General features: G+C 71.2%; 12 protein-coding genes. 2 read left to right on the forward strand and 10 right to left on the reverse strand.

Features of this window, described 5'->3' with window-relative positions; genetic code table 11:
• Positions 1-34: 34 nt before the first annotated feature.
• The 7 genes from Adu01nite_RS33660 to Adu01nite_RS33690 form a co-directional block, all read right to left on the reverse strand.
• Positions 35-1,660: a sodium/solute symporter gene (locus Adu01nite_RS33660; RefSeq protein ID WP_203733125.1), complete on the reverse strand. Its 1,626-nt coding sequence runs from the start codon at positions 1,658-1,660 to the stop codon at positions 35-37.
• Complete coding sequence (locus tag Adu01nite_RS33665; protein ID WP_203733127.1) at positions 1,657-2,040, reverse strand: DUF485 domain-containing protein; 384 nt, start codon at positions 2,038-2,040, stop codon at positions 1,657-1,659. Before Adu01nite_RS33665 ends, Adu01nite_RS33660 begins: the two co-directional genes overlap by 4 nt.
• A 30-nt stretch (positions 2,041-2,070) precedes the next feature.
• Complete coding sequence (locus Adu01nite_RS33670; RefSeq protein WP_203733129.1) at positions 2,071-3,624, reverse strand: DUF4153 domain-containing protein; 1,554 nt, start codon at positions 3,622-3,624, stop codon at positions 2,071-2,073.
• A 309-nt stretch (positions 3,625-3,933) separates the two neighbouring features.
• Positions 3,934-4,944 (reverse strand): HAMP domain-containing sensor histidine kinase, encoded by a 1,011-nt coding sequence (locus Adu01nite_RS33675; protein WP_438871109.1) that lies wholly within the window; start codon positions 4,942-4,944, stop codon positions 3,934-3,936.
• A complete protein-coding gene (locus Adu01nite_RS33680; protein ID WP_239132888.1) occupies positions 4,941-5,621 on the reverse strand; it encodes a response regulator transcription factor in 681 nt (226 codons plus the stop codon). The genes Adu01nite_RS33675 and Adu01nite_RS33680 overlap by 4 nt, the downstream gene beginning before the upstream one ends.
• 219 nt (positions 5,622-5,840) lie before the next feature.
• A complete protein-coding gene (locus tag Adu01nite_RS33685; protein WP_203733131.1) occupies positions 5,841-6,584 on the reverse strand; it encodes a LytR/AlgR family response regulator transcription factor in 744 nt (247 codons plus the stop codon).
• Positions 6,585-6,737: 153 nt separating this feature from the next.
• Positions 6,738-7,931 carry a sensor histidine kinase gene (locus Adu01nite_RS33690; protein WP_203733133.1) on the reverse strand — a complete coding sequence of 398 codons (1,194 nt, stop codon included), beginning with the start codon at positions 7,929-7,931 and terminating at the stop codon, positions 6,738-6,740.
• A gap of 168 nt (positions 7,932-8,099) precedes the next feature.
• Here Adu01nite_RS33690 and Adu01nite_RS33695 point away from each other — a divergent pair, with 168 nt between their 5' ends.
• Positions 8,100-8,987, forward strand: a complete 888-nt coding sequence (locus Adu01nite_RS33695) for an alpha/beta hydrolase family protein (RefSeq protein ID WP_203733135.1) — start codon at positions 8,100-8,102, stop codon at positions 8,985-8,987.
• 127 nt (positions 8,988-9,114) lie between these two features.
• On the opposite strand, the gene Adu01nite_RS33705 is transcribed toward Adu01nite_RS33695, so the two are convergent.
• Together Adu01nite_RS33705 and Adu01nite_RS33710 are read right to left on the reverse strand one after the other, a co-directional pair.
• Complete coding sequence (locus Adu01nite_RS33705; protein WP_203733137.1) at positions 9,115-10,704, reverse strand: sugar transferase; 1,590 nt, start codon at positions 10,702-10,704, stop codon at positions 9,115-9,117.
• A 182-nt stretch (positions 10,705-10,886) separates the two neighbouring features.
• Positions 10,887-11,747: an Fpg/Nei family DNA glycosylase gene (locus tag Adu01nite_RS33710; RefSeq protein WP_203733144.1), complete on the reverse strand. Its 861-nt coding sequence runs from the start codon at positions 11,745-11,747 to the stop codon at positions 10,887-10,889.
• Between the two features lie 66 nt (positions 11,748-11,813).
• Here Adu01nite_RS33710 and Adu01nite_RS33715 point away from each other — a divergent pair, with 66 nt between their 5' ends.
• Positions 11,814-12,983, forward strand: coding sequence for a glycosyltransferase family 4 protein (locus Adu01nite_RS33715; RefSeq protein ID WP_203733146.1), 1,170 nt, complete (start codon positions 11,814-11,816; stop codon positions 12,981-12,983).
• A 7-nt stretch (positions 12,984-12,990) separates the two neighbouring features.
• Here the strand turns inward: Adu01nite_RS33715 and Adu01nite_RS33720 are convergent, their stop codons facing one another.
• Complete coding sequence (locus Adu01nite_RS33720) at positions 12,991-13,161, reverse strand: hypothetical protein (RefSeq protein ID WP_203733148.1); 171 nt, start codon at positions 13,159-13,161, stop codon at positions 12,991-12,993.
• Positions 13,162-13,238: the final 77 nt, after the last annotated feature.

Genomic DNA, 13,238 nt, shown 5'->3' on the forward strand with positions numbered 1-13,238 from the left:
CGAGCGAGGGATGGGGGCCTTACCTTAAACATCCTTAAATGCGGAGCGACTCCGGAGCGTGCAGCCGGAGCATGGTCGCGCCCACGTCGGCCGGGACGCGGCGGCTGGTCACGAGCGAGCCGATGATCATCACGAGGAAGGCGAGCGGGACGGTCCAGGCGGCCGGCTGGCCGATCAGCTGGGCGGGCCATCCGCTCAGCGGCGGCCCGAGCACGGTGATCAGCACGGCCGCCACCGCCGCGCCGCCGCCGACCACGATGCCGGCGGCCGCGCCGAGATCGGTCAGGCCGCGCCACCAGATGCCCAGGACCAGGAGCGGGCAGAAGCTGGAGGCCGCGACCGCGAACGCCAATCCGACCACCCGCGAGACATCCATATTAGAGACATAGAGCGACAAAACGACGGGTACGATCGCCGCCAGCAGCGTCGCCACCCGGAAATCGCGCACCGATCCGGTCCGCCCGGCGCGCAGCACGTCCGTGAAGACCACCCCGGCCACGCTGGTGAGCAGCCCGGACGAGGTGGAGAGAAACGCGGCCAGCGCGCCCGCGGTGACCAGGGCGCCGAGCAGCCGCCCGAGATGTCCGCCGCCGAGCGCCGCCTCCGGCAGGGTCAGCACCACCGCATCCGTGCGCCCGGTCATCAGCAACTGCGGTGTGTAGACCCGCCCGAGCACCCCGTACAGCGTCGGGAGCAGGTAGAACAGCCCGACGAGCGCCAGCACGACGAGCGTTGTCCGCCGGGCCGAGGCGCCGTCGGGATTGGTATAGAAGCGGACCAGGACGTGCGGTAACCCCATGGTTCCAAGAAATGTCGCCAATATCAGCGAATAGGTGGCGAAGAGCGTGTTGTCGCCGCCGCCGGGCAGCAGCCAGTCCGGCCCGAACGTCGCGTCGACCGTGCTGACCGCCGGCACCGCCGCGCCCGCGTCGAAGTGCAGCTCGTCTCCCTTGTGGACGGCCTGCCCGTCGATCACCGCATCCTCGGAGACGACCACCGAGGTCGCGACCGGAAAGGTGGCTCCGGCCGGCGGGGTGATCGGCGGCCGGCCATCCGACTGCCACTGCAAAATCAGGAAAATTACCGGTACGGCGAGGGCGGTGAGCTTCAACCAGTACTGAAATGCCTGCACGAAGGTGATCGCCCGCATGCCGCCCAGCGCCACGTTCGCGGTCACCACCACCCCGACCAGCAGCGCGCCCCAAACGTAGGAACCGCCGGTCACGGTCGTGAAGGTCAGCCCGGCCCCCTGCAACTGCGGAACCAGGTAGAGACAGCCGATGAACACCACGAACACGGTGGCCAGCCGCCGCAGCAACCTCGACCGCAGCCGCACCTCGCAGAAGTCGGGCAGGGTGAAGGCCCCCGACCGGCGCAGCGGCGCCGCCACGAACAGCAGCAACGCGAGATAGCCGGCCGCGAAACCGACCGGGTACCAGAGCACGTCGACCCCGTAGCGCAGGATCAGCCCGGCCACCCCGAGGAACGACGCCGCGGAGAGATATTCGCCGCTGATCGCGGCCGCGTTCCAGGACGGGCTCACCGAGCGGGACGCGACGAGGAAATCCGAGGTGGTGCGGGCGAACCGCAGGCCGTAGACGCCGATGCCGACGGTCACCAGGATCACCACGATCAGACCCGGGATCAGGTACGGATTCACTGGTCCGGCTTTCGGATCAGTGCCATGAAGTCCTGCTCGTTGCGTTCCGCCCAGCGCACGTAGGCCCAGCCCACGCCGACCAGGAACGGGAACGACAGCACCCCGAGCAGCAGCCACGGCAGGTTGACCCCGAGCACCTTGACCGTGCCGAGGCCGGGCGCGGCCGCGAACAGCAGCGGCAGCGCGCCCAGCCCGGTCACCACCACCAGCGCCAGGCGCAGGGCGAGCGCGAGCTGGGCGCGGACCAGGCCTTTCACCAGCGCCTCACCCACCGGGGTCTGCTCCGCGAGGTCGGCGTGGGAGCGGTCGGTGGGGCGGCGCCGGGCGGCGACCTCACCCAGCACCACGCGGGTACGCCGTTGCCCCTGATCCCCGTCCATCCCCGGAGTCTCGCGATCCGGGCGGCGATGTCAAGGGCAGGTGTAGGGCAGGCCGGATAGATCGCGGGCAATGATCTTGCGGGCCTGGGCGCGGCCGAGGTTCCAGCCGCGCCAGTCGTCCGGGTTCCGGTCCATCGTGTTCCGGAGCTGGCCGAGCACGCATTCCCGGCGGGCCGGGTCGAGATCGGCCAGGCCCGGGACCGCGTCGGGGGACAGCTGACCCAGGTAGACGAGGTCGACCGTGCGGTCCTGCCGGATGTTGTGTTCGGCGATGACCCGGTCGGGGTTGGCGGCGGCCAGGCCGAGCAGGGCCAGCACCCCGGCGGCGATCGCGACCCGCGGCAGCCAGGGCGCCCGGATGCGCAGGCCGGCCACCAGCACCAGCAGCAGGACCAGGCCGAACCAGGCCTCGCAGAGGGCGACCAGCAGCCGCAGCCGGGTGAGGCCGTACGTGTCCGCGTACAGGTTCATCCGGTGCAGCGAGGAACCGACGATGACCAGGGTGAGCACGGACAGCGTGCCGAGCACGATCCGCAGCAGCAGGCGGTCGGCCGGCTTCTCCCGCGGCGCCCAGCGGGCCGCGCCGGCCAGCACCACCAGGGTGAGGCCGGTGACCACACAGAGCTGCCAGAAGCCGCCGCGGGCGTACTGCGCGTAGGTCAACCCGTCGGTCTCCAGCACGTGCCGGTTGCCGCCGAACAGGACGGTGAGCTGCACCGTGACGAACCCGGCGAAGAGCAGGACCAGCAGGCCGAGCGGCACCGCCCACTCGAACCGGGCGACCTTGCGGCCCTCGGTGCCGTCCAGCGTGCGCAGGTCGGGCGGCGCGGCGCGCAGGAACGCGGCACCGCCGAGGGCGAGACCGGCGATCACGAAGACGAACACCCAGCGGACCACGGTCGGGGCGCTCACGTCCGGGGACAGGTGGGACAGCGCCCCGGCGAACGCGGCGTCAGCCGAGGCGAACAGCGCGCCGAACACGGTGAGCAGCGCGATCGAGACCGCGACGGTGGCGGCGACCCGGACGTTCGCGGCCTCCTCGGCCTTACCGCGCAGCCGGGCCGCGCCCTGGCCGAGCCAGCGCACCGAGCGGAACGCGGCCAGCGGCGGCATGGTGGCGCCGGCCGCGATGCTGCGCAACGACTCGCCGCCGGCCAGCGCGAGCGCGCCGGTCAGGACGGCGGTGACCAGGCACAACGCGAACAGCCAGCCGGCCGAGCGGAAGGTGCCGACGGCGATCAGGGCCACGGTCGCGGCCGCCCAGGCGTAGCGGTCCAACCGCCGCTTCGACGTCGGGCGGGTGACCAGGGCTGCGGGCGCGCCGCTCGGCCGGTCCGGGACGATCGCGCTCACGCCCAGCGCCACGATCCCGGCGACGATCGCGACCAGCCAGCCGATGCCGGCCCGGTCGAGCGGCAGGCTCGCCGCGGCCACTACGGCCCCGAGCAGCACCGCGGCAACGGTGGCGGTGGTGGCCGGCCGCGCGGCGCCCGGCCACTGCCGCGCCCACGGCGAGATCGACGGCCAGGGGCCGTGCGGCGCGAGCAACTGGCCGGAGTGCCGGCCGGCGGGCGGCGCGGCCATGACCGTCCCGGCCCGCGCCGGACTACCCGGGGCAGGACGGCCGGGTGGGGTGCTGCCCGGCGGGGGCGGCTGAGGTGCGTTGAACCAGGTCGGGTCGGCCGGGTGCTTCTCGGGCGGTCGCGGGCCCACCGGCGGCTGGGAGTTTCCGGGCGGACGCGGACCTACCGGCGGCTGGGAGTTGCCGGGCGGTCGGGGGCCCTCGGGCGGCTGGGACTTTTCGGGCGGCTGGGGGTTTTCGGGCATGGCGGAACCTCCGGTGGGCAGCATCGGATGGCCCGGGGAGCCCGGGCCTGGCGAAAGAGGGTTGGGTCAGGCGGCTTGCAGCGGGAGTGTCACGTGGATGTGGCAGCCGCGGAGATCAGGTTCCGGGTCGACCACGGCGATGGTGCCCTGGTGCATCTGGACCACCCAGCGAGCGATGGCGAGGCCCAAGCCGGTCCCGCCGCCGGCCGGCCGCTCGCCGCGGGTGAAGCGCTCGAAGACCCGGTCGCGTTCGGCCGGCGGGATGCCTTCGCCCTCGTCGGCCACCGCGACCAGCAGGTGGTCGTCGCGGCGTTCGGCCCGGACCAGCACGGTGCCGCCGGGCGGGCTGTGCCGGACCGCGTTGTCGAGCAGGTTGGCGAAGACCTGGTGCAGCCGCTCGCGGTCGCCGGGCACGACCACGTGCGGGGCGGCGATCTTGAAACGGACGTCGCGGCCGGCGCCGGCCGCGTTCACCCGGGCCTCCGCGACCACGTCGTCGAGGAAGTCGGGCACGTTGATCGGGGCGCGGTCGAGGGGGATCACGCCCGCCTCCACCCGGGAGAGATCGAGCAGCTCGGCGACCAGGCGGCCGAGTCGTTCGGTCTGGGCCAGGGCGGTCTGCATCATCGCCGGTTCGGCCTCGGCGACCCCGTCGACGATGTTCTCGAGGAGGCCGTGGAGCGCGGTGATCGGCGTACGCAATTCATGCGAGACATTCGCGATCAGATCTCGCCGCTGCCGATCGGCGGCCGCCAGGTCGGCGGCCATCTGGTTGAACGCCTCGGCCAGCTGACCCACCTCGTCGCGGGAGGTGGCCCGGACCCGCCGGGTGTAGTCGCCCTGCGCCATCCGCCGCGCCGCGGCGGTCATCTCCCGCAGCGGCGACGTCATGCCGTGCGCGAGGAACTGCAGCGTGGTCAGCGCGACGATGATCGCGGTGACCGACGTCCAGAACGGGAACCAGCCGAGCCACAGCCAGAACCAGGTCATGCCGGCCGCACCGGCGCCGATCAGGTTCATCCCGATCTTGATCTTGATGGATCGGACCGGGTCGAGCGGCCGCGGGAGGCTCCTCACCGTTCGACCTCAAGGGCATAACCGACCCCATGGACGGTACGGATCAGGTCGGAGCCCAGCTTGCGACGCAGCCCCTTGATGTGGCTGTCGACGGTGCGGGTGCCGGATGCGTCGGCCCAGCCCCACACGTCGGCCAGCAGCCGCTCCCGGGGCAGCACCGTGCGCGGGTGCGTCGCCAGGTGCACGAGCAGGTCGAACTCGGTCGGCGTCAGATGCGCCTCGACCCCGGCCCGCAGCACCCGCCGCTCGGCCTGGTTGATCTCCAGGTCGCCGAAGCGCAGGGTCGGCGGCCCGGCCGGGACCGCGGCGCCCTTGGCGGCCCGGCGCAGCAGCGCGTGCACCCGGGCGGCCAGCTCGCGCATCGAGAACGGCTTGACCATGTAGTCGTCGGCCCCGACCGCGAGCCCCACCAGCAGGTCGGTCTCGTCGTCGCGGGCGGTGAGCATGAGGATCGGCACCGGTCGTTCGGCCTGGATGCGGCGGCACACCTCGAGGCCGTCGAAGCCGGGCAGCATGATGTCGAGCACGATCGCGTCGGGCGGGTTGCGGCGCGCGGCGGTCACCGCGCTCGGCCCGTCCCCGGCGACCTCGACCGCGAAGCCCTCGGCCCGCAGCCGGGCCGCGACGGCGTCGGCGATGGTCCGCTCGTCCTCGACGACGAGCACCTTCTTCTCCACCGATGCCACCTCCAGCCTGCTTGCGATCTAACCGAGTATGCGCAAGCCGGGCCGGTCAGCCCCCGTCCCCGACCGGCCGGGCTTGCGACGAGGAGCTTATTGATCACCCGTGCAGGCACGGCGGTGAGTTTGTGAACAACCTGTGGAGATGCCGTGCCTGTGGATAACTCTGTGGAAAACCCGGTGGGGCTGTGGACAACTGTGTGGATTGGCGGTGGATTACCTGGTCCAGTCGTGTTTTGCGGCCCTGATCAGCTTGTCCTTCAGCTCTCGGGTGTGCCGGCGGCTCACCGGCAACTCGATGCCGTCGACCGCCACCACATAGCCGGAGCCGGTCAGGCGCAGCTCGGAGATGAGCCGGATCTGCACCAGGTAGGAGCGGTGGATGCGGACGAAACCGGCGTCCGCCCAGCGGTCGGCCAGCGTCGCCAGCGAGACCCGCACCAGGTGGGAGGCGTCCGAGGTGTGCAGCCGGGCGTAGTCGCCCTGGGCCTCCACCCAGCGCACCGACGATCGGGGCAGCATCCGGGTGGTGCCGGCCAGCTCGACCGGGATGGCCGGCTCGTCCGTCGGGCCGGCCGGCGCCGGGGCCGGGGTGAGGCGCGAGCCGGCCACCCGGCGCAGCGACTCGCCCAGCCGCTCGGCGCGCACCGGCTTGCGGACGTAGTCGGTCACCCCGAGGTCGAAGGCGTCCACCGCGCCGTCGTCGTACGCCGTCACGAAGACGATCGCCGGCGGGCGGGCGAACCGGCGCAGGATGCGGGCCAGCTCCATGCCGTCCAGGCCGGGCATCCGGATGTCCAGGAAGACCGCGTCCACCTCGGTGTCGCGCAGCACCCGCAGCGCCTCGGTGGCATCGCCGGCCCGGTGCACGTACGCCACCCGCCCGTCGGCGTTGAGCAGATAGGCGAGCTCGTCAAGGGCCGGCGGCTCGTCATCGACCGCGAGAACGACCAGCGTCACGCTGTGCCTACCTCGCCTTCGACGCCGTCGTTCGGTGCGGCTGGGTGCCGCTCGGTGCAGGCGGTCATGCTGTGCCTACCTTTGGCATGCCCTTCTGGCCCTCGCCTTCGACGCCGTCGTTCGGTGCGGCTGGGTGCCGCTCGGTGCAGGCGGTCATGCTCTGACCCCCGGATGGAATTTCGGCACTCGCATGCTCACCTTCGTCCCCGCGCCGGGCGCGGTCTCCACCACCAGACCGAAGCGATCGCCGAAGACCGAGCGCAGGCGTTCGTCCACATTGGTGAGTCCGACGTGCTGCCCGTCGTCGGACTCCGCACTGCCGGACGCGAACACCGCCGGATCCATCCCGACGCCGTCGTCCTCGACCGTGATGTGGCACTCGGCGCCCGCGTCCCGAGCTTCGATGCTCACCATACCGACGCCCGGCTTTCGGGACAGGCCGTGCCGGACCGCGTTCTCCACCAGCGGCTGCAGGCAGAGAAAGGGCAGGCTGACCGGCAGTACCTCGGGCGCGATCTGCAACCGGACCTGCAGGCGGTCGCCGAAGCGGGCCCGCTCGATGGTGAGATAGCGGTCGATCGAGCGGAGCTCCTCGGCGAGCGTGGTGAAGTCGCCGTGCGCCCGGAACGAGTAGCGGGTGAACTCGGCGAACTCCAGGATCAGCTCGCGGGCGCGCTCCGGGTCGGTGCGCACGAACGAGGCGATCGCGGTGAGCGCGTTGTAGATGAAGTGCGGGCTGATCTGCGCCCGCAGCGCCCGCACCTCGGCCCGGGCCAGCCGCTCCCGGGACGAGTCGAGCTCGGCCAGCGCGATCTGCGACGCGGCCCAGCGCGCCGCCTCCAGGGTGGCCTGCACCAGGCCGGGGACCGGATGGTCGTCGGCCACCGCGACCAGGGCGGCGGTGGCCCGGCCGTCCGGGCCGGCCAGCGGCGCCACCACGGCCCCGCGGACCACGCAGTCGACCCGGTCACAGGGCAGGTCGGCGGCGGCGAGCACGACCGAGCGGTGGGTGCTCAGGGCGCGCTTGGCGGCGGCCGTGAACTGCTCGCCGTGGTGACTGCCGCGCCCGTCGAAGGCCAGGCTGCGCTCGCCGTCGTCGATGGTCAGGCCGACCGCGCCGACCAGGGCCCGCAGGTGCCGGGCCGCTTTGCCGGCGCTGGCCGCGGTCAGGCCGCCGCGCAACGGCTCGGCGGCGAGGGCGGCGGTGTGCAGCACGTCGTAGGTGGCCCGCTGCATGGCGGTGGCGATGCCGCGCCGGGCCCGCAGCCGGACGACGGCGACCACCGCGGCGGCCAGAGCGGCGATCACCGCGACCACCGCGAGAGCGCTCCCCAGCTGTCCGGCCACGCTGGAGATGTTATGGCCACGAAACACGGCCATAACTTGTTGGCAGGGAGCCAATTGGGATTACCAGGTGGTAACAATTTTTAACAGCATCGAGACATCTCGATTCAGCGAGGTCAGAAGCCTCGATGGATCTCCTCGCAGCAGTACCCACACCCTGGGGAGAGCTAGATGTCCACACCGACCCGGCGAAATAGGGGCACCGTCCGTAATGCCCTGATCGCCGTGTTCGCCATGATCCTTGCGTTCGTGGCGGCTCCCACCGCACCCGCTCTGGCCGCGAATCCGTACGAGCGTGGCCCGGCCCCGACCAAGGCGAGCATCGAAGCCACCACCGGCTACTTCGCCACCGCCAAGGTCACGGTCGCCAAGTCGAGCGTCTCCGGCTTCGGCGGCGGCACCATCTACTACCCGACCAGCACCACGTCCGGCACGTTCGGCGCCATCGCCCTCGTGCCCGGCTTCACCAACGTGCAGTCGGCCGTGGCCTGGCTCGGCCCGCGCGTCGCGTCGCAGGGCTTCGTCGTGTTCATCATCGACACGAACAGCGTCTACGACTCGCCCGACTCCCGTGGCACGCAGCTGCTCGCGGCGCTCGACTACCTGACCAACACCAGCACGGTGAAGAGCCGCGTCGACGCGACCCGGCTCGGCGTGATGGGTTACTCGATGGGTGGCGGTGGCGCCCTGTCGGCCACCAAGACCCGGACGTCGATCAAGGCCAGCGTGCCGATGGCGCCTTACCACAGCACCAAGACCTGGACGACGGTCAAGACGCCGACCCTGATCGTCACCGGCCAGAGCGACACCACCGCGCCGCCGGCGTCGCACGGCCTGGCGTTCTACAACAGCCTGTCGACCTCCATCGACAAGGCCTACATGGAGCTGAAGGGCGCCGGGCACAGCGCCCCGACGTCGGCGAACACGACGATCGCGAAGTACAGCATCTCCTGGTTCAAGCGGTTCATCGACGACGACACCCGCTACGACCAGTTCCTGTGCCCGAACCCGACCGACACCACCATCTCGTCCTACAAGAGCACCTGCAACTACAGCTGATCTAGCGGCGTAGGCCGTCGGTCAGCAGATCGAGCAGGCGAGAGGCAAGTTCACGCTGGTGTTCCTCGGCGGCGATCAACGTGATCCCGTCGAGGGACATCAGCAGATCGTTCGGATCCACCCCGGGTCAGTAGGCGCCCTTGCGCTTCAGGACGACCCAGATCGTGCGCCAGAGGATGCCCAGGTCGTAGGTGAGTGACCAGTTGTCGACGTAGTAGAGGTCGAGCCGGACCGCCTCGTCCCAGGACAGGTCGGAGCGGCCGGAGACCTGCCACAGGCCGGTCATGCCCGGGCGGACCAGCAGGCGGCGGCGCACGTCACCCAGGTAGTCGCCGTCCTCGGCGGGCAGCGGGCGCGGGCCGACCAGCGACATCTCGCCCTTCAGCACGTTGATCAGCTGGGGCAGCTCGTCCATCGAGGTGGCCCGCAGCTTCTGCCCGAAGGAGAAGATCCGCGGATCCTCCTTCATCTTGAACATCATGCCGTCGGACTCGTTGAGCTCCTCGAGCGTGGCCTTGCGCTCCTCGGCATCCACATACATCGTCCGGAACTTCCACACCCGGAAGGTGCGGCCCTCGTGGCCGACCCGGGGCTGCCGGAAGAACACCGGGCCGGGGTCGGAGAGCCGGATGCCGAGCGCGATGACCGCCAGGAACGGGCTGAGCAGCAGCAGGCCGAGGCCGGCCGCGACCCGGTCGAGCAGGTTTTTGGTCAGCCAGCCGGGGCCGGAGAGGGTCGGCTCCTCGACGTGCAGCAGCGGCAGACCCTCGATCGGGCGGATGTGCACGCGCGGGCCGGCGATGTCGGTGAGCTGCGGCGCGACCACCAGGTCGACGCCGGTGCCCTCCAGCTGCCAGGCCAGCCGGCGCAGCTCGCCCGGCTCGGCGCTGGCCGAGCCGCACACCGCGATCGTGTCCGCACCGACCTCGCGCACCAGGGACAGCAGGTCACGGGTCGCGTAGACCGGGACCGGGGTCTCGATGCCGCGGGCCGCCGCGTAGCCGTCGGTCAGGTGGATGGCGACCGGGATCAGGCCGGCCGCCGGGGAGCGGGTGACCGCCGTGTAGACCTCGAGGGCCTCCGGCAGCGTGCCGACCAGGATCATCCGGTGCGCGCCGTGGCCGTACCGCCGGCGGGCCAGGTGCAGCACCTGCCGCGCGGCGACCCGGTCGAAGATGAGGAAGAAGAGAGCGCTCACCGAGACCATCGCGACCGTGCCGCGGGACAGGCCGGTCTTGGTGGCGAACGCGAGCAGCGACACGCAGGCCACCACGGTGACCGACGTGCGGACGATCCGCTTGAACTCCTCGCTGCCCAGGCCCAGATAGCGGCGGTCGTAGGTGCCGTTCGCCCAGAGCAGGATCAGCCAGCCGAGCGGCAGCACGAGGTAGGCGAAGAACGAGAACAGCTCGCCGCCGTGCAGGAACCAGAGGCTGCGCTGGTCGAAACCGGACTTCGACTTCTCCAGCAGGGTGGAGGCGAGATAGCTGGCCAGCAACACCGCGAGAAGATCAAGAATAACCAGGGCCAGCGTGTACGGCCGGTGCCAGCGGGACAGGCGCTTGTGCGTCCGGTTCCAGGCCGACCGGGCCACGCCGTTGCTCGGCGGCTGGTCCGGCTGCCACTCGAAGCTGTCGTACGGCACGGGTTTGCTCCGGCTGCTGTCGGTAACCGGGCGTCGCAGGCTTGTCGTCACGTCGCCTACGTCCTCCCGCATCCGGAAAAGATTACGCACCGCCACGAGCTTTCGGGTCTCGGCCAGTGCGGCCGTCACCCGTCGACCCCGTCTGGGTTGCCTGGGACCGGGCCACTATACCGATGGAACCGGGAGAACGGAGTGCACGTCGCGCAGCCTGTACCGCGCCGAGTTGCTTGTGTACGCAGAGTAACGAGTGGGTGCTATCGAATCAGCTTGGAGAGGCGCCGGTCGGCCAGCGGTTTGCCGCCGGTCTGACACGTTGCGCAATACTGCAGACTCTTGTCGGCGAAGGAAACTTCACGCACCGTATCCCCGCAGATCGGGCAGGGCAGACCGGTACGCGCGTGCACCCGCATCCCGGCCCGCTTCTCGCCCTTGAGCGTGGCCGCCTTCTGCCCGACCGAGCGGGCCACCGCATCCGTCTCGACCTCGCGCATCGCCCGGTAGAGCTCGGCCATCTGCTCGTCGGTGATCTTCCCGGTGAGCGCGAACGGCGACATCTTGGCGACGTGCAGGATCTCGTCGGAGTACGCGTTGCCGATGCCGGCCAGCACCTCCTGGTCGACCAGCACGCCCTTGATCTGGCCGTTGCGCGACCGGATGCGCTCGGCGAACTCGCTCTCGGCGAGGGCCAGCGCGTCCGGGCCGAGCCGGGCCACGCCGGGCACCGCGGCCGGGTCGCGCACCAGGTAGGCGGCGAGCGACTTCTGGGTGCCGGCCTCGGTCAGGTCGAACCCGGAGCCGTCGTCGAGCCGCATCCGCAGCGCGATCGGGCCGCTGCCCGGCTTGAGCGGCGCCGGCGACTTGAACGCGTCGCGGTAGTGCAGCCAGCCGGCCCGGGCCAGGTGGACGACCAGATGAAGGTCGTCGCCGAGCCCGATGTCCAGAAATTTGCCGTGCCGGCCGGCGTCGCGCACGGTCATCCCGGCGACGGCGGAGGCGGGCGGGTCGTAGGTCTTCAGCGCGCTGAACGAGGGCACCTCGAGGCGCTCGACGGTGTGGCCGACGGCCCGCTCGCGCAGATAGGCGGCGAGGGCCTCGACCTCGGGAAGTTCCGGCACGACATCCACGGTAGCGGTTTCCGCCGCGAAGAAGGGGTGAGCGATGCGGCCAGTAGGCTCCCAGCCGTGAAGGTCGTGGTTGCGCACAACCGTTATCGCGAGGCTGTTCCCTCCGGCGAGAACGTCATCGTGGACACCGAGATCGCCCAGCTGCGGGCGGCCGGCGTCGAAGTGCTGCCGTTCCAGCGCAGTTCCGACTCGATCGGCGACCTGCCGGCCGTGCAGAAGGCGCTGCTGCCGATCTCCCCGATCTACGGCGGCCCGGCCCAGCGGGACCTCGCGAAACTGCTCGCCGACGAGCGTCCGGACGTGCTGCACCTGCACAACCCGTACCCGTTGCTGTCGCCCTGGGTTATTCGCACTGCGCACGCTCACGGGGTGCCGGTGCTGCAGACCGTGCACAACTACCGCCAGGTCTGCTCCTCGGGGCTGTATTTCCGGGACGGGCACAACTGCCAGGACTGCCGGGGCAAGCTGGTCGGCTGGCCGGCCGTGAAGCACAAGTGTTACCGCGGCTCGGCCGCGCAGAGTGCGCTGATGGCGACCACCCTGGCCGTGCACCGGCCGACCTGGCGGTCGGTGGAGACGTACATCGCGCTCACCGACCGGATCGCCGCCCACCTGCGCGATTACGGCATCGCCGACGAGCGGATCGTGGTGAAGCCGAACGCGTACCCGGATCCGGGTGAGCCGCAGCCGCTCGGCACCGGTTTTCTGTACGGCGGTCGACTCTCGCCGGAGAAGGGCCTCGAACTGCTTCTGGACGCCTGGCGGCAGCATCCGGACGGGTCGCTGGGCCCGCTGCGGATCGCCGGCGACGGCGAGCTGCGGCCGCTGGCCGAGCGGGCCGCGGCCGAGCGTTCCGACGTGACCTATCTGGGCATCATCGACCGGCAGCAGATGACCGAGGAGCGCCGCTCGGCGGCCGTGGTGATCGCGGTGCCGACCTGGAACGACACGCTGCCCACGGTGATCCTGGAGGCGATGGCCGACGGCCGGCCGGTTCTCGGCACGGCGGTCGGCGGCATCCCGTACCTCGTCGGGGAAGTGCCGGGCGAGACCGCCGGCTGGCTGGTCCCGCCGGAGCCGGCGGCGCTGGCCGCCGCCCTGCCGGTGGCCCGCGACGAGGCCGCCGGTCTCGCGAAGAGTGCCCGGAGTCGCTACCTGAGCGAATTCCACCCCGATGTGCTGACCGCCCGGCTGCTCGACATCTACCGCGAGATCACGCTCCGGTAGCCCGCGGTCAACGGCAGGCCGGGCCGCCGATCGGCCGGTTGGATCGGGGCGGGACCCGCAGCGGCCGGACCTCGTCGGTGCCGACGCCGCGGCGTCGGCGATCCGGACAGGCCTGTCCGCCGGCCAGCGGGCCGGCCGCCAGGAGGACGGCGCCGAGCAAACGCAGTTGAGACTTCATCCGTTTCCTGCTCCCCCGTTGATCATCACCAGGAAAGCACGATAGTCACCGCCCTGGCGGGATACCGCCCCGCCGGA

It is taken from the genome of Paractinoplanes durhamensis (assembly GCF_016862175.1).
Lineage (GTDB): Bacteria > Actinomycetota > Actinomycetes > Mycobacteriales > Micromonosporaceae > Actinoplanes > Actinoplanes durhamensis.

Excerpts from the sequence above, each read along its gene's own strand:
- Adu01nite_RS33720 (WP_203733148.1), bottom strand. The coding sequence starts at position 13,161 with ATGAAGTCTCAACTGCGTTTGCTCGGCGCCGTCCTCCTGGCGGCCGGC.
- Adu01nite_RS33665 (WP_203733127.1), bottom strand. The coding sequence starts at position 2,040 with ATGGACGGGGATCAGGGGCAACGGCGTACCCGCGTGGTGCTGGGTGAG.
- Adu01nite_RS33695 (WP_203733135.1), top strand. The coding sequence starts at position 8,100 with ATGTCCACACCGACCCGGCGAAATAGGGGCACCGTCCGTAATGCCCTG.
- Adu01nite_RS33705 (WP_203733137.1), bottom strand. The coding sequence starts at position 10,704 with ATGCGGGAGGACGTAGGCGACGTGACGACAAGCCTGCGACGCCCGGTT.
- Adu01nite_RS33670 (WP_203733129.1), bottom strand. The coding sequence starts at position 3,624 with ATGGCCGCGCCGCCCGCCGGCCGGCACTCCGGCCAGTTGCTCGCGCCG.